21 protein-coding genes and 1 other RNA gene are annotated in these 20,847 nt (G+C 58.4%); 15 read left to right on the top strand and 7 right to left on the bottom strand.

From position 1 onward, the window contains the following. Positions 1 to 3 precede the first annotated feature (3 nt). Complete coding sequence (gene gyrA / locus AEP_RS19705) at positions 4 to 2,658, bottom strand: DNA gyrase subunit A (RefSeq protein ID WP_087497445.1); 2,655 nt, start codon at positions 2,656 to 2,658, stop codon at positions 4 to 6. A gap of 237 nt (positions 2,659 to 2,895) precedes the next feature. Here gyrA and ompA point away from each other — a divergent pair, with 237 nt between their 5' ends. The 4 genes from ompA to ssrA all read left to right on the top strand — a co-directional run bounded on the left by ompA (position 2,896) and on the right by ssrA (position 5,400). Beyond that, positions 2,896 to 3,552: an outer membrane protein OmpA gene (ompA, locus tag AEP_RS19710; protein WP_087496967.1), complete on the top strand. Its 657-nt coding sequence runs from the start codon at positions 2,896 to 2,898 to the stop codon at positions 3,550 to 3,552. 69 nt (positions 3,553 to 3,621) lie between these two features. Further along, complete coding sequence (gene ubiG, locus AEP_RS19715; protein ID WP_087496968.1) at positions 3,622 to 4,335, top strand: bifunctional 2-polyprenyl-6-hydroxyphenol methylase/3-demethylubiquinol 3-O-methyltransferase UbiG; 714 nt, start codon at positions 3,622 to 3,624, stop codon at positions 4,333 to 4,335. After that, complete coding sequence (gene gph, locus AEP_RS19720; protein WP_087496969.1) at positions 4,332 to 5,012, top strand: phosphoglycolate phosphatase; 681 nt, start codon at positions 4,332 to 4,334, stop codon at positions 5,010 to 5,012. The genes ubiG and gph overlap by 4 nt, the downstream gene beginning before the upstream one ends. A 12-nt stretch (positions 5,013 to 5,024) precedes the next feature. Beyond that, positions 5,025 to 5,400: a transfer-messenger RNA gene (gene ssrA, locus AEP_RS19725) on the top strand. A gap of 148 nt (positions 5,401 to 5,548) precedes the next feature. Here ssrA and arfB read toward each other — a convergent pair. Next, entirely contained in the window at positions 5,549 to 5,956 is a 408-nt protein-coding gene (gene arfB, locus AEP_RS19730; RefSeq protein ID WP_087496970.1) for an alternative ribosome rescue aminoacyl-tRNA hydrolase ArfB, read from the bottom strand. A gap of 62 nt (positions 5,957 to 6,018) precedes the next feature. Between arfB and AEP_RS20910 the strand changes: the two genes are divergently transcribed. After that, the gene (locus AEP_RS20910) at positions 6,019 to 6,168 is read left to right on the top strand and encodes a hypothetical protein (protein ID WP_198301866.1); all 150 of its coding nucleotides are present in this window, start codon (positions 6,019 to 6,021) and stop codon (positions 6,166 to 6,168) included. Between the two features lie 19 nt (positions 6,169 to 6,187). On the opposite strand, the gene AEP_RS19735 is transcribed toward AEP_RS20910, so the two are convergent. The 3 genes from AEP_RS19735 to AEP_RS19745 all read right to left on the bottom strand — a co-directional run bounded on the left by AEP_RS19735 (position 6,188) and on the right by AEP_RS19745 (position 9,092). Continuing rightward, entirely contained in the window at positions 6,188 to 7,105 is a 918-nt protein-coding gene (locus AEP_RS19735) for a PfkB family carbohydrate kinase (RefSeq protein ID WP_087496971.1), read from the bottom strand. Then, positions 7,102 to 8,046, bottom strand: a complete 945-nt coding sequence (locus AEP_RS19740; RefSeq protein WP_087496972.1) for an ABC transporter permease — start codon at positions 8,044 to 8,046, stop codon at positions 7,102 to 7,104. The genes AEP_RS19735 and AEP_RS19740 overlap by 4 nt, the downstream gene beginning before the upstream one ends. A gap of 89 nt (positions 8,047 to 8,135) precedes the next feature. Continuing rightward, a complete protein-coding gene (locus tag AEP_RS19745; protein ID WP_087496973.1) occupies positions 8,136 to 9,092 on the bottom strand; it encodes a sugar ABC transporter substrate-binding protein in 957 nt (318 codons plus the stop codon). Between the two features lie 165 nt (positions 9,093 to 9,257). Between AEP_RS19745 and AEP_RS19750 the strand changes: the two genes are divergently transcribed. The 7 genes from AEP_RS19750 to AEP_RS19780 all read left to right on the top strand — a co-directional run bounded on the left by AEP_RS19750 (position 9,258) and on the right by AEP_RS19780 (position 15,906). Beyond that, complete coding sequence (locus tag AEP_RS19750; protein ID WP_087496974.1) at positions 9,258 to 10,046, top strand: ATP-binding cassette domain-containing protein; 789 nt, start codon at positions 9,258 to 9,260, stop codon at positions 10,044 to 10,046. Beyond that, positions 10,040 to 10,477, top strand: a complete 438-nt coding sequence (locus AEP_RS19755; RefSeq protein WP_087496975.1) for an RbsD/FucU family protein — start codon at positions 10,040 to 10,042, stop codon at positions 10,475 to 10,477. Before AEP_RS19750 ends, AEP_RS19755 begins: the two co-directional genes overlap by 7 nt. Positions 10,478 to 10,517: 40 nt before the next feature. Then, entirely contained in the window at positions 10,518 to 11,195 is a 678-nt protein-coding gene (locus tag AEP_RS19760; RefSeq protein WP_087496976.1) for a transaldolase family protein, read from the top strand. A 97-nt stretch (positions 11,196 to 11,292) separates the two neighbouring features. Then, a complete protein-coding gene (locus AEP_RS19765; protein WP_087496977.1) occupies positions 11,293 to 12,837 on the top strand; it encodes a cryptochrome/deoxyribodipyrimidine photo-lyase family protein in 1,545 nt (514 codons plus the stop codon). Positions 12,838 to 12,839: 2 nt separating this feature from the next. After that, positions 12,840 to 12,983, top strand: coding sequence for a DUF2256 domain-containing protein (locus AEP_RS19770; protein ID WP_442873342.1), 144 nt, complete (start codon positions 12,840 to 12,842; stop codon positions 12,981 to 12,983). Further along, the gene (locus AEP_RS19775; RefSeq protein WP_087496979.1) at positions 12,980 to 14,347 is read left to right on the top strand and encodes a DASH family cryptochrome; all 1,368 of its coding nucleotides are present in this window, start codon (positions 12,980 to 12,982) and stop codon (positions 14,345 to 14,347) included. Before AEP_RS19770 ends, AEP_RS19775 begins: the two co-directional genes overlap by 4 nt. Next, on the top strand, positions 14,344 to 15,906 hold the full coding sequence (locus AEP_RS19780; RefSeq protein WP_087496980.1) for a cryptochrome/photolyase family protein: 1,563 nt from the start codon (positions 14,344 to 14,346) through the stop codon (positions 15,904 to 15,906). The genes AEP_RS19775 and AEP_RS19780 overlap by 4 nt, the downstream gene beginning before the upstream one ends. 9 nt (positions 15,907 to 15,915) lie before the next feature. Here AEP_RS19780 and AEP_RS19785 read toward each other — a convergent pair whose 3' ends face one another. Next, the gene (locus tag AEP_RS19785; RefSeq protein ID WP_087496981.1) at positions 15,916 to 16,611 is read right to left on the bottom strand and encodes a hypothetical protein; all 696 of its coding nucleotides are present in this window, start codon (positions 16,609 to 16,611) and stop codon (positions 15,916 to 15,918) included. Between the two features lie 133 nt (positions 16,612 to 16,744). Beyond that, entirely contained in the window at positions 16,745 to 18,274 is a 1,530-nt protein-coding gene (locus AEP_RS19790) for an HD domain-containing phosphohydrolase (protein ID WP_087496982.1), read from the bottom strand. A gap of 64 nt (positions 18,275 to 18,338) precedes the next feature. On the opposite strand from AEP_RS19790, the gene AEP_RS19795 reads away from it, so the two are divergent. The 3 genes from AEP_RS19795 to AEP_RS19805 are packed head-to-tail and all read left to right on the top strand — an operon-like array spanning position 18,339 to position 20,756. Continuing rightward, a complete protein-coding gene (locus tag AEP_RS19795; protein WP_087496983.1) occupies positions 18,339 to 19,088 on the top strand; it encodes a 16S rRNA pseudouridine(516) synthase in 750 nt (249 codons plus the stop codon). Between the two features lie 4 nt (positions 19,089 to 19,092). Continuing rightward, positions 19,093 to 19,953 carry an EI24 domain-containing protein gene (locus AEP_RS19800; RefSeq protein WP_087496984.1) on the top strand — a complete coding sequence of 287 codons (861 nt, stop codon included), beginning with the start codon at positions 19,093 to 19,095 and terminating at the stop codon, positions 19,951 to 19,953. Continuing rightward, positions 19,950 to 20,756: a competence/damage-inducible protein A gene (locus AEP_RS19805; protein ID WP_087496985.1), complete on the top strand. Its 807-nt coding sequence runs from the start codon at positions 19,950 to 19,952 to the stop codon at positions 20,754 to 20,756. The genes AEP_RS19800 and AEP_RS19805 overlap by 4 nt, the downstream gene beginning before the upstream one ends. The last annotated feature ends 91 nt before the right edge of the window (positions 20,757 to 20,847 follow it).

The raw sequence follows: 20,847 nt of genomic DNA on the forward strand, positions 1-20,847 counted from the left end.
TAGTTACTCAGCGGCGGGCGCATCTCCTTCGGTACCGGCGGCTGTGTCGTCGCCTTCACCTGCATCGGTAGGGTTGGCGTCGTTTTCCACGATGCGCTGCAGACCGCTCAGCTTGGAGCCTTCGTCCAGGCCGATCAGCGTCACGCCTTGGGTCGCGCGGCCCATTTCACGGATCTCACTCACACGGGTGCGCACCAACACGCCCTTGTCGGTAATCAGCATGATTTCGTCTTCGGCGTGCACCAAGGTTGCGGCCACGACCTTGCCGTTGCGCTCGGATTGCTGGATGGCAATCATGCCCTTGGTACCGCGGCCATGGCGGGTGTATTCGGTGATGTTGGTGCGCTTGCCGTAGCCGTTTTCGGTGGCAGTGAGCACGCTTTGTTGCTCGTCTTCAGCGACCAGCATGGCGATCACGCTCTGGCCTTCATCGAGCATCATGCCGCGCACGCCGCGGGCGTTACGACCCATGGGGCGGACATCGTTTTCGTCGAAGCGCACAGCCTTGCCGCCGTCGCTGAACAACATCACGTCGTGCTTGCCGTCGGTCAGTGCTGCGCCGATCAGGAAGTCGCCTTCGTCGAGGTCTACGGCAATGATGCCGGCCTTGCGCGGGTTACTGAATTCGTCGAGCGCAGTCTTCTTGACCGTGCCCATGCTGGTGGACATGAACACATACTGGTCGGCAGGGAAAGTGCGCTTTTCGCCGGTGAGGGCCAGCACCACCGTGATTTTTTCGCCTTCTTGCAAGGGGAACATGTTCACGATAGGGCGGCCGCGCGAGCCGCGCGAGCCCTGCGGCACTTCCCAGACCTTGAGCCAGTACAAGCGGCCGCGGTTGGAGAAGCACAGGATGTAGTCGTGCGTGTTGGCCACAAAGAGCTGGTCCACCCAGTCGTCTTCTTTGGTAGCGGTGGCTTGCTTGCCGCGGCCGCCGCGCTTCTGGGCGCGGTATTCGTGCAGGGGCTGGCTCTTGATGTAACCGCTGTGGCTCATCGTGACCACCATGTCGGTGGGGGTGATCAGGTCTTCGGTAGACAGGTCGAACGAGGAGTGTTCGACCAGGCTGCGGCGCGCGCCGATCTTGGTCTGGCCGAATTCCTGTTTCACATGGCCCAGTTCTTCGCCAATGATCACCGCCACGCGTGCGGGCTTGGCCAGGATATCCAGCAGGTCTTCGATCTCTGCCATCACGTCTTTGTACTCGGCGACGATCTTGTCTTGTTCCAAGCCGGTAAGGCGTTGCAAGCGCATTTGCAGAATTTCCTGCGCTTGCGTTTCTGACAGGCGGTACAGGCCGTCGTTGCCCATGCCGAATTCTTTTTCCAAGCCTTCGGGACGGTAGTCATCCGCATTCACTACTCCACCGTCGGCACGGGTGCGGGTCAACATTTCGCGTACCAGCTTGCTGTCCCAAGGGCGGTTCATCAGCTCCAGTTTCGCCACCGGTGGGGTGGGCGATTCACGGATGATGCGGATGAAGTCGTCGATATTGGCCAGCGCCACCGCCAAGCCTTCCAGCACGTGGCCGCGTTCGCGGGCCTTGCGCAGGTTGAACACGGTGCGGCGTGTCACCACCTCACGGCGGTGGTTCAGGAAGACCTCGATCAGGTCCTTCAGGTTACACAGCTTGGGCTGGCCGTTCACCAATGCCACCATGTTGATGCCGAAGGTGTCCTGCAGTTGGGTTTGCTTGTACAGGTTGTTGAGCACCACTTCAGGCACTTCACCGCGCTTGAGTTCGATGACCAAGCGCATGCCGGATTTGTCGGACTCGTCCTGGATGTGGCTGATGCCTTCGATCTTCTTTTCGTGCACCAGCTCTGCCATGCGCTCTTGCAAGGTTTTTTTGTTAACCTGGTAGGGCAGCTCGTCCACGATGATGGCCTGACGCTGGCCTTTGTCGATGTCTTCAAAGTGGCAACGTGCGCGCATGACCACGCGGCCACGACCCGTGCGGTAACCGTCTTTCACACCCTGAATGCCGTAAATGATGCCGGCGGTAGGGAAGTCAGGTGCCGGAATGATGTCCATCAGCTCGTCGATAGAGGCTTCCGGGTTCTTCAGCAAATGCAGGCATGCATCCACGACCTCATTGAGGTTGTGGGGGGGGATGTTTGTGGCCATACCCACGGCAATACCGCCCGAACCGTTGACCAACAGGTTGGGAATGCGGGTGGGCATCACCAAGGGCTCTGACTCGGAACCGTCATAGTTGGGCCCGAAATCCACGGTTTCCTTGTCCAGATCGGCCAGCAATTCGTGGGCGATTTTCGCCAAACGAATCTCGGTGTAACGCATGGCCGCAGCACTGTCGCCGTCCACGGAGCCGAAGTTGCCCTGACCGTCCACCAGCATGTGCCGCATCGAGAAGTCCTGCGCCATCCGGACGATGGTGTCGTACACCGATTGGTCCCCGTGCGGGTGGTACTTACCGATCACATCGCCAACGATACGTGCAGACTTCTTGTAAGCACGGTTCCAGTCGTTGTTGAGCTCATGCATCGCATAGAGCACACGGCGGTGCACCGGCTTCAAGCCATCACGTGCATCGGGCAACGCCCGGCCCACGATCACGCTCATGGCGTAGTCGAGGTAGCTGCGGCGCATTTCCTCTTCAAGACTGATGGGCAGTGTTTCTTTGGCGAACTGGGTCATGTTGGGTATCTGTCTATCAATGTCGAGGACAACCTTGGATTCTACGGCCGCGGGCATGTCGCTTCATTGCAACAAATTTGCCATGTGTGGCCCTCGTTACTCCGGGGTTACCAACGAGCTTCAAATCGGTGCGCACGCTATGGCACAATGTCGAGAACGTCTTTGGTGCATCAGCCTTGGGGCGTCACAAAATTAATCGCAGCTTGCTGCAGTCTTTGCCGTAACTAGGAAGGTCTCATGAAACAATTGAACAAAGTAGCAGCCTTGATCGCTACCGCCGTATTGGCATCTGCCGCTGGCGCTCAAGAAATCCACAACTGGCGTAGTGCTTCCGGCGACGTGTGGAAAAACGTTGACGGCCAATGCTGGCGCGATGCCAGCTGGACTCCAGCTACTGCTGCCGCTGGTTGCGATGGCGCAATCGTTGCTCCTAAGGCTGCCGCTCCTGCACCTGCCGCAGCTCCTGCACCCGCACCTGCCGCAGCTCCTGCACCCGCCGCTGCTGCACCTGCCCCAGCTCCTGCTGCCGCAGCCGCCGCAAGCAAAGTAACTTACGCTGCTGACGCTTTCTTTGACTTTGACAAATCTGTGTTGAAGGCTGAAGGCAAAGCCAAGTTGGACGACCTGGTTTCCAAGGTCAAGGCCATCAATCTGGAAGTCATCATTGCTGTGGGTCACACCGACGCTACTGGCGACGACTCCTACAACCAGAAACTGTCTGTTGCACGTTCCGAAGCTGTGAAGGCTTACTTGGTGTCCAAGGGCATCGAAAAGAACCGCGTTTACACAGAAGGCAAGGGCGAGAAGCAACCTGTTGCTGACAACAAGACCAAAGAAGGCCGCGCTAAGAACCGCCGCGTGGAAATCGAAGTGGTTGGCACACGCTCCAAGTAATCTGTTCTCTTGAACGATTCGAAAAAACCCGCTCCGGCGGGTTTTTTCTTGCCCCTACATAATCAAGCCATGCAAACCACACTCAACGCCGATCCTGCTGAACTTGCCAAATTTTCTGAGCTCGCCCATCGTTGGTGGGACACGGAAAGTGAGTTCAAGCCTTTGCATCAGATCAACCCTCTGCGGTTGGCGTGGATTCAAACTTTAGTGCCCCTGGCAGGCAAGACCATGGTGGATGTCGGCTGCGGTGGCGGGATTTTGGCCGACTCAGCAGCCCGGCAAGGTGCCAAAGTGCTGGGTATTGATCTGTCCACCAAGGCCTTGAAGGTCGCCCAGCTTCATGCTTTGGAAGCTGAAACCCCTAATGTCACCTACCGTGAAGTCAGCGCAGAAGCGCTGGCCGCTGAAGCGCCTGGAAGCATGGATGTGGTTACTTGTATGGAAATGCTGGAGCATGTGCCCAACCCGGCTTCTGTGGTTGAAGCCTGCGCCCGCATGGTCAAACCGGGAGGGTGGGTGTTCTTTTCGACATTGAATCGCAACCCCATGTCGTTCATTCAGGCCATCGTCGGGGCTGAATACGTGTTGAATTTGCTGCCCAAAGGCACGCACGAGTACGCAAAGATGATCCGCCCGAGTGAGCTGGCGCACTATTGCCGCGAGGCTGGCCTGGAGCTTCAAGCGACCAAGGGGCTCAGCTACAACCCCTTGACCCGTCGTTATTCCATGAATAACAACACGCAAGTGAATTATTTGTTTGCCACCCGGAAACCTGCCGCATGAGCTTGAAAACACCGGTGGGTGAAGTAAAGGCGGTACTTTTCGACTTGGACGGCACGTTGATCGACAGTGCGCCGGACTTGGGGGCTGCAGCCGACAAAATGCGAACTGACCGCGGTTTGCCCTCCTTGCCAGATGCTGCTTACCGGCCCATGGCGGGTGCAGGTGCGCGAGGAATGTTGAGCGTAGCGTTTGGAATGAATCCGGATTCCCCGGGGTTCGATGCGATGCGTGAAGAGTTTTTCGTGAACTATGAACGCTGCATGACCGAACGCACCTATGTGTTCGAGGGCGTTGAGGACATGTTGAGCCAGTTGGAAACCCGCGGAGTATTGTGGGGTGTAGTCACCAACAAATCAAAACGGTTCACCGAGCCCTTGGCCGCTCAAATGCCATTGTTCACGAATGCCTCGGTTGTCATCAGCGGAGATACGACGCCCCATGCGAAGCCGCATCCCGAGCCTCTCTTGGAGGCCGCACGCCGCCTGCAGCTTGATCCGTCCCAATGTGTCTATGTCGGCGACGATGAACGTGACATCCTGGCGGCGCGTGCTGCGGGTATGTATTCTGTGGCTGCATGCTACGGGTATCTGGGTGCCAAGGCGGATACGGCTGAATGGGGTGCCGACCTGGAAATTAAATCTCCTACCCTGCTCTTGCAAAGTCTGACGAGCGCCTAAAATAGGGACTGAGGGGCTGCACTGGTTTCGACGTGGATTGGAATCGCTGTGGTGCATGTCGAGCTGAATGCGCTCGTAAAACAGATTCAAAAAAACTAACTGCAAACGACGAACGTTTCGCACTCGCTGCTTAATAACCAGTGAGCCTTACAACGGCAGGCCGATGGGCCGGGCAAGGGTGGCGCAAGCTGTCCAGGCTGTAAGGTCATTTACATCGGCTGGCTTTTTACCGGGTACCTTGGTGAGAGGCGAGAAAGTAGGGTACTGGCGTCCGGCATAGCGTGCGACTGCGCGATTCCGGTGGCGAGACTTAAATCAGACCGCTAAACATGTAGATCTGCTCGAGGAAGTTTTGCGGACGCGGGTTCAAATCCCGCCAGCTCCACCATACCCCCTGATGAAGGCCGCTAGGAACATACACCTAGCGGCTTTTTTCTTTTGCAGATAGTTTTGATCAAATCACGTGCTGGCGCTTATGGAATGTGCGCGAGCAGCTCCTGTTTTGATAGCGTTTCCGACATCCCATCTGATGATGATTACTCATCTCCGCGGTTGCTGCGAGCCTGTTTGATGCCACTGCGCTGGGCTTTGTCTTCCCTTCTGCGCACGCGGGACGCGTAGCTCGGTCGCGTCGCTTTGCGGAGCAGGGGCTCGATGGCCGCGGCTTCAAGTATGGCGCGCAGGCGTTCGTAGGCATCCTGGCGGTTGAGTTCGCGGGTTCGGTGCTGCTGGGCTTTGAGAATCAGGACCCCATCCCGCGAGATACGGCTGTCCGGGCTTTGCAGCAAGCGCTCTTTCATACCCTGCGGTAAGGAGGATGCCGGGATATCAAAGCGCAAATGAATGGCGCTGGAAACCTTGTTGACGTTTTGCCCTCCGGCCCCCTGGGCGCGGATAGAGATTAGTTGTGCTTCTGATGCAAAACGGTCAAAAAGAAAAGCCACGGTGGGGTGTTTAGGCGGTTAGACTGCCTCGCACCATACCACTCCCGAACAAGGACTCTCCCATGGCCAAAGGTCAACAAAAATCCAACAAAGAGTCCAAGAAGCCCAAGAAGGACAGTACTGCGCCCAAGCCCTTGTCCAGCGGGGAGCCGGTGCGCGCTACGGTGACGACTGCGGTGATGCCACGCGGCAAGCTCAAAAACAAGGCCTGACGAATCAGGCCTTGTCGGTTTACAGAAGCGCTTGGGTTTCTGAGTAAGTGGGGGGCTGGCAGCCCGCCCTGGAACAGTTGATGGCCGCAGCCTGCATGGCTTCCGTCAAGGTTTGCTTCACGCGTCCTTTGCCATCGGCATTGAGGACCCAGTCGCCCAGGCAATTGCCCCAGAATGTGTCGCCTGCACCTACGGTGTCGACCACGGTCGTGCGTGGTACGTCTGCATCTGCAAAAGCGCCGTCCACTTCCAGCCAAGCGCCTTGACTGCCAAAGGTCAAGGCGATGCGGCTGGCGCCTTGGTCACGGAACAGTGCTGCAATCTGGAGACCTTTTGTCCGGCTTGGGGCATGTACACCGAGCAACTCCAGGTCTTCGTCGCTGGCTTTGATCCAGTCGGCCAGCTTGGCCACTTGCTTCACTGCTTCCACATAAGCAGCCAGATCAGCTGCGAGTTTGGGGCGCAGATTCACATCCACACTGATGATCCAGCCCAAGTCCTTGGCGCCTTGGAGGATCGCAAGCACCTTGGTGTGCTCGGGCGGCACCAACAGCAGGGACCCGGTGTGTAGCACGCCGGGCGGGTGGGCTATGAGCATGGCCAGCACGCTCTCGACGGTGTAATCCCGGTCCGCGATGCCTTCGCGATAGAAGCCATAGCTAGGCTGGCCGTCCGTAATCTGCACCACGGCGAGCGAGGTCGGCAAACGACTCTCACCAGCCAGCACTTGGACCCCGTCTTGTTGCAGTTGCAGGCCCAGTTGTTGCCCGAAGCGGTCAGTGGACAGCGGGTTCACATAGCCCACCGGCGCACCGCGCAGTGCCGCTGCACGCGCCATGTTGTATGGGCTGCCGCCCATAAAAGGGCGCAAAGTCCCCTCAGGCTGCGAGAGGCAGTCCATCAATGCTTCACCGAGTACCCAGATAGATGCTGTCATTTTTTCAAAAGTCGTTGACGACGGATCACGTCAATCCACACAGCCACGATCACCACCGCACCGATGGCCATCATCTGTTTGAACTGCGAAATTTCCATCAAGTTCATGCCATTGCGGATCATGGTGATCAACACGGCGCCCAAAAGGCTGCCCCAGATACTGCCACGTCCGCCAAAGAGAGAGGTGCCGCCCAGGATGACCGCCGCAATGGCGTCCAGCTCGAACATCTGTGCCATTTTGCCGCTGGATGAATCCATGCGGGCCATCAGCACCAGCGCACCAAGAGCACAGCTTAAACCGGACACCACATACACGCCTAGCTTGTACCAGCGGATATTGATACCGACTTGTCGTGCGCCCATTTCATTGGAGCCCATGGCATACACATAGCGCCCCAGCTTTGTGCTGGAAAGAATGAATGCCATCACCACGAAAAAGATACCGGTAATCCAGATCGGCATGGGCACGCCCAAAAGCTGGCCGTAACCGATGAAGGGCATGGGGTCGGGCATACCGGAGTTGTCGAAGCCGCCGGTGGACTCAAAGGCCAGGCCGCGCCACAAGGTCAGGCCACCCAAGGTCACGATAAATGAAGGTATGCCGACAAAGGCCACCAAGTAGCCGTTAAAAAGGCCCACAGCGGCGCCAATGGCAAATGCTGCTGCGATACATAGGTAGGGATCAATCCCGAGTTTGATCATCATGTGGCCCGCCACTGCGCCTGCCAGTGCGGTTAGGGCGCCCACCGCAAGGTCGACACCGCCGGTCAGGATCACAAAGGTCTGGCCACCCGCCAACAGGGCGATGACAGAGGCCTGCACCAGAATGTTGGACAAATTGCCGGTGGTCAGAAAATAGGGCGATGCAACGGTAAGCAAAGCACCCAGGACCAATACGGCGACAAGGGCTCCATACCATTCCTGGCGGGTGATGGACTTCATGAAATCAATTCCTCAAATAAAAAATGACGACCGCCCTGCAGCGGTCGTCTGTGCCCGATGGCATGCCATCGGGCAGGGTCACCGAAAACTTATTTCACCTTCATGAACTGGACTACGCCGGAGTCCTTGGCGAACTGGTCCACGTTAGAGGGCAATACCAGGAAGGAGCCGGTGTCGATACGGGCTTCCACTTTTTTGCCTTCAGCTGCAGCTATAGCGGTTTCCACGCCGACCTGACCGATCTTGGCCAACATTTGCGCGGCGTTGGCAGACTGCCAGCCTTGTTTCATCATGTCCAGACCGCCGGGGGAGCCGTCAAAACCAGCGATCTTGACGTCGCCGGCCTTCTTGCCCGCTGCCATCAATGCAGCCTTGGCACCCAAGGCGCCGCCGTCCCATGCGCAGGCAATCACCTTGGCTGTGGGGTTCGCACGCAGTGCGGTTTCCACACCGTTTTGGGCCATGGTCTGGTCCCAGGTGGTGGCTACTTCCACCACTTTCACGTTCTTGCGCTTGGCATTCAGACCGTCCAGGAAGCCTTTCTTGCGTTCCTGACCAGTGGATTGACCTTGGTCGCCAGTCACGTAGATGACGGTATCGCCGTCCTTGATTTGTTCAGCAGTCCAGTCGCCTTGCACCATGGCGGCCTTGATGTTGTCAGTAGCCACGTAAGAAGTGATCTTGGCGCCGCTGATGCCGGTGTCCACCGCCACCACTTTGATGCCGGCAGCCAGTGCCTTGTTGATGGCGGGGGCGATGCCTGCGCTGTCCACGGGGGCGATGGCGATGGCATTCACCTTACGGGTGATCATGTCTTCCACGATGGCGAGCTGCTTGGAGAGTTCGCCTTTTTCTGCTGCTAATTCAATGAACTTCACACCGGCCTTTTGACCGGCTTTCTTGGCGCCGCCGTTGATCAACGTCCAACCTTCGTTGGTGTTGCCATTGGTAATGTAGGCGATGGTGGTTTCTGCCATGGCGGCAGACATCAGGCCGGCGGTGGCCATGGCGATGGCCAAGCGGCCCAGCATGCGTTTGGTGATCATTCGTTATCTCCGTTGTAGGTTGAATTAGCAGCCGAGGTGGATTCCATGGCTTGCTGGGACCGAATTACAGCAGAGTTTCATTTAATTAAATCTAGTAGTTTTACTAATACGATGTCGGGTGCGTCTCTGGCATGCTTATGCCCAATTTCCCGAAATGAGTCCCCAATGACAACTTCCCAACCAGTCCTCCAGATCAAGAATCTGACCAAGCACTACGGCGGCGTAAAGGCCCTGACGGACGCCAACTTCCGCCTTCTGCCCGGCGAGCATGCCGCCATCGTGGGAGACAACGGTGCAGGCAAAAGTACATTTGTGCGTTTGATCACGGGTGTGGAGCAGCCCAATTCCGGCGACATCACGCTGGACGGGCAAAGCGTGCATTTCAGCTCGCCGTTGGACGCACGGGATCAAGGCATTGAGACGGTCTATCAGACCCTCGCGCTGGCTGAGGATCTTGACGTGCCTGCGAACATTTTTTTGGGCCGCGAGATCACCCGCCTCTCACTGGGGCCTTTGTCCGTGTTGAACCACAAAGCCATGCGGGAGCAATCGGCATCCATGTTGTCCACGACCGGGGTAAAGATCCAGGACATGTCCGAAAGCTTGCGTGGCATGTCCGGCGGCCAACGCCAATGTGTGGCTATTGCACGTGCGGCTGGTTTTGCCAAAAAGCTGATCATTCTCGACGAGCCAACCGCGGCTCTGGGCGTTGCAGAAACAGCGCGCGTCGAGCAAATCATCAAGGGTTTGAAGCAGCAGGGCATTCCGTTGATCATCATCAGCCACAACCTGCGCCAAGTTTTCGATCTGGTGGACCGTATCTGGGTGTTCCGCCAAGGGCGCATCATCTGCAGCCGATTGACCCGGGAGACTAACCCCGAGGAAATCGTCGGCTTGATTACCGGTGCGATCGATCCCGCTACGTTGACCTCTGAGGAGGCGGTGGCATGCTGAAAGGACTGGACCCCCTGTTGACGCCGGAACTGCTGATGCATTTGTCTGCGATGGGGCATGGCGAATGGGTGGCCGTGGTGGATGCCAACTTCACGGCAGATTTTCTGGGCAAGGGCAAGGCGCTGGTCCGCTTGCCGGGCCATAGCCTGGAGCGAGTCAGCAAAGCCGTGCTTTCTGTGTTCCCGCTGGCGGAGGATGTGGCGTGTCCCGCTGCATACATGCAGGTGTGCAACAGCACCGAAGGCCACAGGACGGCCGCGCAAAGCTCGGTAGTCGACTTGCTGGGGCGCGACGGCCTGCCCGCAAACCGTGTGGAGGCGGTGGAGCGTTTCGCGTTTTACGAAAAAATCAAAGGCGCCAGCGTGATTGTCCAGAGCGGTGAAGCCACTGCCTACGGCAACGCGATGTTTTGTAAAGGCGTTATTCTCTGAGGCCTTGGCCGGTAAAGCCCGGCCTTCATAAGAGAGTTGCATGGTCAAAATTTATCTGGATTCAGCCCGCGTGGACACGTGGGCCTTGCCGGCGGGTTGTCCGCCGGTTCGAGGCGTTACAACCAACCCCACCCTCGTGTTTCAGGCGGGTCTTCCTGTAAGTCTGGCCACTTATTTGGGCTTAATTTCGGCGGCAGCAGATCACGGCATGTCCGAGCTGATGTTGCAGTTGCCCCAGAGCTATGCCGAGCAGGCGCGCGAGTGGCTCAAAGCGCTCCAGCCGGCAGCCCAAGCGCGTAACGTGCTGTTGACGATCAAGCTGCCCTGCGCGTCCGATTGGGAGGCTTGCATTGACGCAGTAAAGGCTGAGCAGCAGGACATTCTGCTGACCGGTTTATCTAACGCCGTTCAACTGCTGTGGGCCCAGAGTAAGGGCGTACAGTACGTGGCGCCTTACGTAGGCCGCTTGGCCAATGACGGACGCAACGTCTGGGCACTGATGGAGGCCTGTATTCGCGTGCAAGCCAACGGGCCCGCATTGCTGGCTGCCAGCATCAAGACGCCCGAAGTGCTGGCGCAACTGGTGGCGGTGGGTGCCGCTGCTGTGACCTTGCCGCCCGCCAGTCTTGCGGCGTGGTGTACCGACGCATTGACCCAAACTGCAGTGCAGCAGTTTGACCACGACATTCAGGCGAGCTTGAAGATTCCCCAACGCTGAACGCAGCAGTCGGACTTGTGCGCTTCACGTGCAGGGTTAACGCAGTTTCGCGATACTCGCCTGCCAGCCATCTTGCTGGGATGCCGGTAGCGCATTTATGTCTTACAGCGTTGTCTGGTTCAAGCGGGACCTCCGGACGCACGATCACGTGCCATTGAAGCAGGCCCTCCAGTCAGGGCCCGTGATGTGTCTCTACTGCATAGAGCCCAGGCTGTGGGCGCAACCCGACGCGTCCGCCCAGCACTATCACTTCGCGCTGGAATGTCTGCGGGATCTGTGGGTGCAGCTCAAAGAGCTAGGCCTGCGATTGCAACTGGTCGCAGGGGATGCGCCAGAAGTATTGGCAAAATTACACGCAGAGGCGCCTTTCGTGGCCGTTTACTCCCATGAGGAAACCGGCAATGAGGCCAGCTATGCCCGGGATCGGGCGGTCTCCCGTTGGTGCAAGGCGCAGGGAGTGTACTGGCATCAATACAAACAATTCGGCGTGGTGAGGGGAGTCGTCAACCGCGATGTGTGGCATCTGCAATGGACCGAGCACATGTCCGGGGTGCAGGTCAACATAGATGGTTCGTTGCAGGCGGTCAGCATTGGGTTGCCCTGGGATGCGTCCAAACCGCCGGTGGCAGTCAGTCTTGGCCTGAAAGGGCCTGACAAGCCTCAACGGCAAGTCGGTGGCAGGGCGCGCGCTAAGCAGGTTTTGCAGAGTTTCTTGACGGACCGCAGTGCGAGGTATCGGGGCGGTATTTCTTCGCCCCTTTCTGCCAGCGAGGCTTGCTCACGCCTGTCCCCTTATCTGGCTTTGGGTTGCCTCAGTGTCCGTGAGGTGGTGCAGGTCGTACAAGAAGTGCAAGGGGCCAAAGGACAGGGGCGTAAGCGCCATCAGGCGGGTTTGCGATCCTTCACCAGCCGCTTGCACTGGCATTGTCACTTCATTCAAAAGCTTGAATCCGAGCCTGATATCGAATTCCGGAACATGCACCGGGGCTATGACGGCCTGCGGGAGGCCGAGCACAACCCAGAGCATCTCAAGGTGCTGATGGCAGGCCGGACAGGTTGGCCTTTGGTAGATGCGTGCATCGCGATGCTGCGCGAAACCGGTTGGGTCAATTTCCGCATGCGGGCCATGATTGTGTCTATTGCGGCCTATCCTTTGTGGCTGCACTGGCGCCCGGTAGGCGAATGGCTGGCCAGAGAGTTTTTGGACTACGAGCCGGGCATCCATTGGAGCCAATTGCAGATGCAGTCGGGCACCACGGGCATCAATATTCCGCGCATTTACAACCCCATCAAGCAAGCACGTGACCAAGACCCCGATGGTCAATTCGTCAGGCGATGGCTACCCGCTATGCGCAAAGTGCCGGATGCCTGGTTGTTCGAGCCCTGGCGCATGCCCTTGGACATGCAAAGCCGCCTCGGGCTGACAGTGGATGGTCCGGAGCCCGACATCCCGCAGCCCTTGGTGGATTTGGAGGCTGCAACCCGTGCCGCCAAAAAACGCTTATTTGAACTGCGAGCACAACCCAGTGTGCGGGCGGCAAAGGCCGGCATCGTGCACAAGCACGGATCGCGAACATTCCGATCTTCGCGCGGTGCTGACAAGAGGTCTGCGTCGGATCACACCCAATTGGAACTGTTATGAAAATGCGGAAGAAATCCGACTTGCCCCGCAAAACATGCGTGGCGTGTGGCTTGCCCTTTCAATGGCGCAAGAAGTGGGAAAAAGTCTGGGACGAGGTCAAATACTGCTCAGACCGATGCCGACAACAAGGAGCCAAGAAGTCATGAGCCTTGTTGACGTTGGCGCACCGGTGGTTTACTGGTTCCGGTCTGACATGCGCCTGCAAGACAACCCTGCCTGGACGCGTGCATGTGCCATGGGGCGTCCGGTGCTCGCTGTTACTTTTGCTCCGGTCTTGTCTACTCGGGAGGGTGCTTGGGGCATTCCGGGCCTCAGCCCTTCCCGCAAAGCATGGTGGGCTGCGACGGTGCAGGAACTGCGGAGGGAGTTGGATGCGCTGGGCGTCTCGCTGCTCGTTCTTCGGGGTGAGTCCATGGTGGCTCTGGTGCGTTTGTTTGAAGCCAGTGGCGCCGTCGCTTTGGTATGCGAAGAGATTGCGGCTCCCTATGAAAAAGCTCAGTTGTCTTCATTGCGCGCGTCCGGCATTGTGGTGCACAGTGTCTGGCAAAGCACTTTGTTTAAGGCGGAGGATCTTCCCTTTCCCGTGACCGATCTGCCGGGCGTGTTTACCCGTTTTCGTAACGAGGTCGAGCGGGCCAAGGTTCCATTTCGCACCCCTTTGCCGGCTCCCGTGAATGTGACGGGCTGTGACCTCGCTTCCGACGCTGTGTCATTCGTCGAAGACTTTGTGGACGGGGTAGCTGCAAGTAAATTTGTGGCCGATCCCCGCAGTGCATTTCAGTGGCGTTCCGGCTCTTCTGGTGCCAGCGACGAAGTTCTGCATCTTGATGAGGTGCTGGCGGGCAGTGGCGGTGGCCATGCGTATTTGCAACGCTATCTGGAGTCAGGCCGGGTGGCGCTGTACAAGGCGACGCGCAATGGCCTGACCGGCATGGCCTACTCCAGCAAATGGTCGCCGTGGTTGGCGCTGGGGGCAGTGTCAGCCCCGGAGTTAATGGCTGCCCTCAAAGCGCATGAAAGAGAGCATGGCACCACGGATGGCAGCTATTGGTTATGGTTTGAGCTGCTATGGCGGGACTATTTCCGTTGGCTGCATTTGCAATACGGTGCCGGCCTCTATCGCCCGAAGGGCTTGCTGGAGGCTGCGAAGTCAGATCGGGTGCCACGCCACCGGCGCTCATTCATCTTGTGGACAGAAGGGCGCACCGGTTGCGACTTGGTGGATGCGGGCATGCGTGAGTTGGCTTGCAGCGGGTACTTGTCGAACCGGATGCGGCAGGTGGTGGCCAGCTTCCTGATTTATGAACTGGGTTGCGATTGGCGCGCTGGCGCGGCGTGGTTCGAGTCGCAGTTGCTGGATTTTGATGTGTACTCCAACCAGGGGAACTGGCTGTACATCGCCGGTTTGGGCACAGACCCGCGTGGGGGACGTCGCTTCAATGTGGCGAAGCAAACTGCTGACCACGACCCCGATGGCGCCTACCGCGCTTTGTGGAGTGCCGGGTCATGAGCGCCCCAATTGCCTCAGCCCACACGGTCCGACTGATTCTGGGGGATCAGCTCAACCCGCAACACAGCTGGTTTGCAGCGGTTGACCCGCAGGTGGTGTATTTAATGATGGAAGTCCGCCAGGAGACGGACTATGTGCTTCACCACGCCCAAAAAGTTATCTCTATCTTTGCCGCCATGCGCGCCATGGTCGCCCAGCTCAGGGCGGATAGCCATCGCGTGCACTACATCTCCATTAGTGAGCCGGAAAGTGAAAACGCGTTGGTGGAAAACATCGCGAAGTTAGTCCAATCATTGGCTGCAACGCATTTTGAATACCAGGAGCCGGATGAGTGGCGTCTGGACGCATTGCTCCGTGAATACGCCGCCATGGCCGATGCCTCCGGCACCCATGCCAGCCGCATGGTATCGAGCGAGCATTTCTTTACCGGACGGCTGGAGACGAAGCAGATGTTCAAACCCGGTAAACGATGGCTCATGGAAACCATGTACCGCCAGATGCGCGTGGGCCACCGGGTGTTGCTGGATTCTGATGGTGAGCCTGAGGGCGGCCAGTGGAACTTCGATGCGGAAAATCGAAAAGCCTGGAAAGGTGATCCCGTTGAGCCGATCGATTTCAGGCCCAACCATGACCACGGCTTACTTTGGAAAGAGATTCAGGCGGCGGGGGTAAAGACCTTTGGTCTTCCGGCGGCGAACGCTATCCGCTGGCCCGTGGACCGGGTTGAGGCACTGCAGCAACTGGAGGCGTTCATCGCCCATGCATTGCCGCATTTCGGTGACTACCAGGATGCCATGAGCCGGGAAGCCAAAAGGCTGTTTCACTCGATGCTGTCTTTTGCGCTGAACACCAAAATGCTGTCACCGCGTGAAGTGGTAGGGCGTGTGGAGTCAGCTTGGCGATCCCGTGGGGTGCCTCTCCCTGCGGCCGAAGGGTTTATCAGGCAGATACTCGGTTGGCGCGAGTACGTACGCGGCGTGTATTGGGCGCAGATGCCGGGTTACGAATCCAACAATTTTCTGGAACACAGTGCCGATTTGCCCGAGTGGTTCTGGACGGGCAAGACGCACATGGCGTGCATGTCAGCCGCTATCACCCAGTCCTTGGAAATGGCCCATGCACACCACATACAGCGGCTCATGGTCATCGGCAACTTTGCTTTGCTGGCCGGCTTGAATCCGCAGGCCTTGCACGCGTGGTATTTGGGCATTTACATCGATGCCTTTGAGTGGGTAGAGTTGCCCAACACCGTGGGCATGAGCCAGTTTGCTGACGGCGGTGGGCTGGCCACCAAGCCTTACGTTTCCAGCGCCGCCTACATCGACCGCATGGGGGACTATTGCTCCGGGTGCCGGTACAACAAAAAGCTCAAAACTGGCCCGGATGCTTGCCCGTTCAATGCGCTTTACTGGGAGTTTTACGAGCGACACACGCCCAAGCTCGGGCACAACGCCCGTATCGGGATGGCCTACCAACAGTTGAAGAAAATGGACCCGGCGACCAAAGAAGTCCTGATGGAAAAGGCCCGCGAACTCCGGGCAGACCTGAACCGGCTTTAGTCGCTTCTCCTATTGGAGCTTGTCCATCCGGCTGTCCAAGGGGCTCACAAACGAGTTCAGCTCCCAGCCGGATGCGAGGCGGCTTTCCTGAAACTCTCCGCTGGAGAGGGGTGTGAATCCTGAGGTACTGCCCTCGGCGGATTTGCTCTGGCGTCTGCGGGTCACTGCGGCCTGCAAATGTTCGCGAACGTTCTGGAAACGGGTATCCAGTTGCTTGTCGTTGGCGACCATCGCAGCATGCTCACCCAGAAACGCCGTGCGGATTTGGGTCAGGTGGGGGAGGTTGTCCGGATCTACCACCCAGTAACGCACATTGCATTGCTCCAGCAGGGTGTGCTTGAGGGTCTGGTTCCCTAGGGACAAGCCGCCGGGGCCCGGCACATCGACACAGCCGATGACTTTCCCGTCCAGCCCGCATACGGTAAAGGTGCAGTAGACGCCATTGAGCAGCTTGTACCAATGCGTGGCTTCTGTTTGCTGGGAGGGAACGGTAAACCGGGTCACTGGCAGCTTGACCAGCACCTGCTGGTCAAACATCACTTTGGTCAGCCAGAGCCACACCTTGCGCTCGCGGCTATTGACCATGGGGCGCACCTTCAGCGGCCAGACAGACGGGATCCGGCGCCGTTGCCTCTGCAGGTAACGGTTGCGCCAATAGGCGGCTGCGATGCCGACTATCAACCCGCCCAAAAAATAAAGGAACATGACTTCACCCTGAATGTGAGGCTTTCTGTGAAGCCTTTAGTGCTTGCAAAAGTTTATCCGTCTTTTGCAATCCCCGCTATCGGTCCGAAAGAGGGGGGAGTGGGTGAGCCAGACTATTGACTAGCCGCTTCAATTAGCCTTGGTAAATATGCTCGACATCGGCCCGGTGCGATAGCAGCACGCTGACCAGCATCGGGTCAAAATGGGTGCCGGCCCCTTGTCGCAGATAGTCCAGCGCAGTGCTGAGTTCCCAAGCGGGTTTGTAGCTGCTGGGGCTCACAAGCGAGTCAAGCACGTCTGCGATTGCAGAAATGCGCCCCACCAGGCTGATGGCGTCCCCTTTGAGGCCGGCGGGGTAGCCGCTGCCATCCCAGCGTTCATGGTGCTCGCTGGCGATGAGGGCGCCAAGTGCATGCACCCGGGAGGCGGATCGCGAGAGGAGCAAGTGTCCCTCGCTGGAATGGGTGCGCATGACGTTCCATTCTTCATCTGTCAGCGGCCCGGCTTTGGTCAGGATCTGGTCGGGGATGCAGGCTTTGCCGACATCGTGCAGGGTGGCAGCGGTGCGGATCAGTTCTGCTTCTGCTTCATTGCTGCCAGTGAGCTTGGCTAACAATGCGGCAATCGCTCCAACCCGCTCCAGGTGCCGTGACGATGCGCTGTCACGCCGCTCGATGGCGTTGCCCAACACCGAAATGGTGTCCCGTTGGGTGCTTTCGGTTTCTTCCCGTAGCAAAAGGCTGTCATACGTAATGGCGACATTGCGGGAGAAAAGCTCCAGCAATTCACGGGCTTGGCTGTTGATGGGGTCAGGGAACTCCATGTAAATGAGGCTCTCGCTGCCGGCCTTGGTGCAAAAATAGCCGGCGTAAAACCGCTCCCCATGGCGGCTGGCTTTGGCGGAGAGGGACTCCCGGATGGCGGTTTGCACCGCCACCGGCAAGTTGGCGACCTGGTCATCGACCATCAAACGGGAGTAGGCATCGGTAACAGCCAGTACTTTGAGCTGACCGTGTGCAGCATTGGCGGTGTAAGCCGATACTCTGCTGGCGCACAGCCCTTCGCCATTGAGGCCCAGGAGGGAGTTGAGTTGTGCCAACACGGCGGAAGCAAAACTGCGCAGGTTGTTGGAGTCGCATACCTCGCAAATCGCTTCAATCGAGCGGATCAGGCCCAAGCGAGCATTTTCAATGCGCATCAAATCCCGGTAAGCCCGCAAGCCGGCATAAAACACGGTGATCAGCTTGCGGCGGGTGAGGTCTGTTTTTTCCTTGTAATCGTTGATGTCGTAATCGCGGATTACTTGTTCTTCGGGCGCCTGCCCGGGTTGACCGGTGCGCAGCACAATGCGCACATTAAGGTTGCCCAGGTCTTCACGGATGTACTTGGCCAGATCCAGCCCGGCATGCTCGGACTCCATGACCACATCCAGCAGAATCAACGCGATGTCGTTGCGCTGGGCCAGCAAAGCCCGGGCTTCGGCAGCGCTGTAGCAGTGGGTGAACTGCAAACCGCGGCCGTCCATCTCAAAGTCCGACATCACCAGCTTGGTCACTTCATGCACGGCCGGCTCATCGTCCACCACCAAAACCTGCCATGGAGCAGCTGCCTTGGTTTGAACGTCTGCCTCTAGCTCGTCACTGAACACCAAATCGTCGGTCATGGCACAGATTCCGGTTGGAAGGGTAGGCTTCAAGTCTAGCGGAAGTCACTGCGATACTACGGTTATGCAGCTTCAGGAAATACTCTATACCCAAGGTTTCGGCACGCGCCGTGTGTGTGCAGGATTGATTCAGCAGGGTCTGGTTCAGGTTTTTATGCCCAATGAGGGTCCAGCGCCCGTTACCATTGCGCAAGCAGCTACTGAATTTGTAGCGGAAGGCTTGCGTTTCAGGGTGCAGGGTGTGGACTGGCCCTACGCCGAGCGGGCCTACTTGATGCTCCACAAGCCCGCTGGTACCGAGTGTTCGCAAAAGCCTTCCACTTACCCCAGCATTTACACCCTTTTGCCCAGCCCATTGCGCCTGCGTCCTCAGAAAGCGGCGGTGCAGGGCGTGCAAGCCGTGGGGCGGCTGGACCAGGACACCACCGGCATGCTGTTGCTCACCGATGACGGCAAATTCATCCACCGCATGAGCTCACCCAAGCACCATGTGCCCAAGGTGTACGAGGTGACGGTGAAGCACCCTCTGGATGTCAAGCAGGTCAATAAACTTCTGAGTGGCGTGGTGCTGGACGATGACCCCAAACCGGTCCGTGCAGCAGCCTGCGAAGCGGTGAGCGAATTTCACTTGCGCCTGACCCTGACTGAGGGCAAATACCACCAGGTCAAGCGCATGCTGGCAGCTGTCAGCAACCGTGTGGAAGGTTTGCACCGGTCCCGGATTGGCGGGGTGTCCTTGCCCGACGACCTGGCTCCGGGCCAATGGCGCTGGCTGAGTGCGGAGGAAATTGCCGCCGTGCAATCCAAGGAGTAAGCCCATGAATGCCGTCCTGGATGCCTTCTGGCGATCGCTGGTGTACTGCTTGCACCCCAAGGTCATGCTGTGGTCGCTACTGCCCCTGGTGCTGATGGTGGGCGTAACCGCCGGCCTAGGCTACTTTTACCTGGACGGCTTGCTGGCCTGGGTGACCCAGTTGCTCGAATCCATGGACTGGCTGCAAATCATGTGGGGCTGGCTGGAGTCGGTGGGGGCTGGAAAACTCAAAACCGTGCTGGTTCCCCTGATCGTGATCCTGATGCTCACCCCGCTGGTGCTGGTGGGCTGTCTGTTCGTGGTGGCCACGCTGATGGCACCCATGATCGTGCAATTGGTCGCAAAGCGCCGCTTCCCCACTTTGGAAAAGGCGGCCGGAGCCTCCTATTTCGCCAGCGTAGGTTGGGCTGCCATGTCTACCATCGTTGCCTTGCTTGCGCTGGTGCTGTCCATGCCGCTGTGGCTGGTGCCTCCCCTGGTGCTGATTTTGCCGCCACTGATCTGGGGCTGGTTGACCTGCCGCGTGATGGCGTTTGACGCCTTGGCAGACCATGCCAGCGCGGAGGAGCGCCGTGAAATTTTCAAGCGCCACCGCTGGTGGCTGTTGGGCATGGGCGTGGTCACCGGGTACATGGGCGCTGCGCCCAGCCTGGTGTGGTCTCTGGGCTTCATGGCAGTGGCGCTGGCGCCGTTTCTGGTGCCGCTGTCCATCTGGTTGTACACCCTCATTTTTGCCTTCTCGTCACTCTGGTTTTCCCACTATGGACTGAGTGCCTTGCAGAACCTGCGGGCCCAGCGCTCGCCCGATACCGCTACCACGCAAATGCCCTTGGTGGTGGACACCGTGGATATGGAGCTTTTATGAAATTCGGCGTCATCATCATCGGGGACGAGATCCTCTCCGGCAAGCGCGCCGACAAGCATTTGTCCAAAGCCATTGAACTGCTGGGCGCGCGTGGCTTGCCTCTGGCCTATGCGCACTACGTGGGGGATGACCCCGAGCGCATCACAGCGACATTGGCCGCGGCATTCGCCTCCGGCGACACCGTGTTCTCTTTTGGTGGAATCGGCGCGACGCCGGATGACCACACCCGCCAATGTGCAGCCAACGCACTCGGCAAAAGTCTGGCGCTTAGTGAAGCGGCCCGCGCCCTGATCATGGAACGCATGCAGGACGTGGCCCGTGAGCAAGGTACCGCCTTTGAGCCTGAGCGCCCGGACAATGTGCACCGCCTGCAGATGGGCATGTTTCCCGCCGGGTCGGCCATCATTCCCAACCCGTACAACAAGATTCCCGGCTTCAGCCATCCGGGCACGGGGCAGGGGGCTGTCCACTTTGTGCCGGGCTTTCCTGTGATGGCCTGGCCCATGGTCGAGTGGGTGCTCGATACCCATTGCAGTGCATGGTTCCAAACCGATGCCTGGCGCGAGCAGTCGGTCATCGTGTTTGGCGCCATGGAGTCTTTGCTAACCCCGCTCATGGAGCAGTTGGAGCAGCAGCACCCGGTGAAGGTGTTCAGCCTGCCCAGCGTGGATCACCCGCAGTACGGCAAGCATATTGAGCTGGGGGTGAAAGGTCGCCCGCAGGATCTACCCGCCGCCTATGCGCAGATGTTGGAGGGCCTGCGAAAACTGGAAATGCCTTTAGGCCCCGAATTGGTGCGTTAATCAATCCGCATTGTTTTGGTGCGTATTTTGATATGCACGTTTTCGGTGCGTGCGAGTTGCTAATCGGGGCTCCAGGCAGTTTCTTTGTTCT

It is taken from the genome of Curvibacter sp. AEP1-3 (assembly GCF_002163715.1).
Lineage (GTDB): Bacteria > Pseudomonadota > Gammaproteobacteria > Burkholderiales > Burkholderiaceae_C > Allorhodoferax.

Coding starts and splice junctions, on each gene's coding strand:
- gyrA (WP_087497445.1), bottom strand. CDS start 2,658: ATGACCCAGTTCGCCAAAGAAACACTGCCCATCAGTCTTGAAGAGGAA.
- ompA (WP_087496967.1), top strand. CDS start 2,896: ATGAAACAATTGAACAAAGTAGCAGCCTTGATCGCTACCGCCGTATTG.
- ubiG (WP_087496968.1), top strand. CDS start 3,622: ATGCAAACCACACTCAACGCCGATCCTGCTGAACTTGCCAAATTTTCT.
- gph (WP_087496969.1), top strand. CDS start 4,332: ATGAGCTTGAAAACACCGGTGGGTGAAGTAAAGGCGGTACTTTTCGAC.
- AEP_RS20910 (WP_198301866.1), top strand. CDS start 6,019: ATGGCCAAAGGTCAACAAAAATCCAACAAAGAGTCCAAGAAGCCCAAG.
- AEP_RS19735 (WP_087496971.1), bottom strand. CDS start 7,105: ATGACAGCATCTATCTGGGTACTCGGTGAAGCATTGATGGACTGCCTC.
- AEP_RS19740 (WP_087496972.1), bottom strand. CDS start 8,046: ATGAAGTCCATCACCCGCCAGGAATGGTATGGAGCCCTTGTCGCCGTA.
- AEP_RS19745 (WP_087496973.1), bottom strand. CDS start 9,092: ATGATCACCAAACGCATGCTGGGCCGCTTGGCCATCGCCATGGCCACC.
- AEP_RS19750 (WP_087496974.1), top strand. CDS start 9,258: ATGACAACTTCCCAACCAGTCCTCCAGATCAAGAATCTGACCAAGCAC.
- AEP_RS19755 (WP_087496975.1), top strand. CDS start 10,040: ATGCTGAAAGGACTGGACCCCCTGTTGACGCCGGAACTGCTGATGCAT.
- AEP_RS19760 (WP_087496976.1), top strand. CDS start 10,518: ATGGTCAAAATTTATCTGGATTCAGCCCGCGTGGACACGTGGGCCTTG.
- AEP_RS19765 (WP_087496977.1), top strand. CDS start 11,293: ATGTCTTACAGCGTTGTCTGGTTCAAGCGGGACCTCCGGACGCACGAT.
- AEP_RS19770 (WP_442873342.1), top strand. CDS start 12,840: ATGCGGAAGAAATCCGACTTGCCCCGCAAAACATGCGTGGCGTGTGGC.
- AEP_RS19775 (WP_087496979.1), top strand. CDS start 12,980: ATGAGCCTTGTTGACGTTGGCGCACCGGTGGTTTACTGGTTCCGGTCT.
- AEP_RS19780 (WP_087496980.1), top strand. CDS start 14,344: ATGAGCGCCCCAATTGCCTCAGCCCACACGGTCCGACTGATTCTGGGG.
- AEP_RS19785 (WP_087496981.1), bottom strand. CDS start 16,611: ATGTTCCTTTATTTTTTGGGCGGGTTGATAGTCGGCATCGCAGCCGCC.
- AEP_RS19790 (WP_087496982.1), bottom strand. CDS start 18,274: ATGACCGACGATTTGGTGTTCAGTGACGAGCTAGAGGCAGACGTTCAA.
- AEP_RS19795 (WP_087496983.1), top strand. CDS start 18,339: ATGCAGCTTCAGGAAATACTCTATACCCAAGGTTTCGGCACGCGCCGT.
- AEP_RS19800 (WP_087496984.1), top strand. CDS start 19,093: ATGAATGCCGTCCTGGATGCCTTCTGGCGATCGCTGGTGTACTGCTTG.
- AEP_RS19805 (WP_087496985.1), top strand. CDS start 19,950: ATGAAATTCGGCGTCATCATCATCGGGGACGAGATCCTCTCCGGCAAG.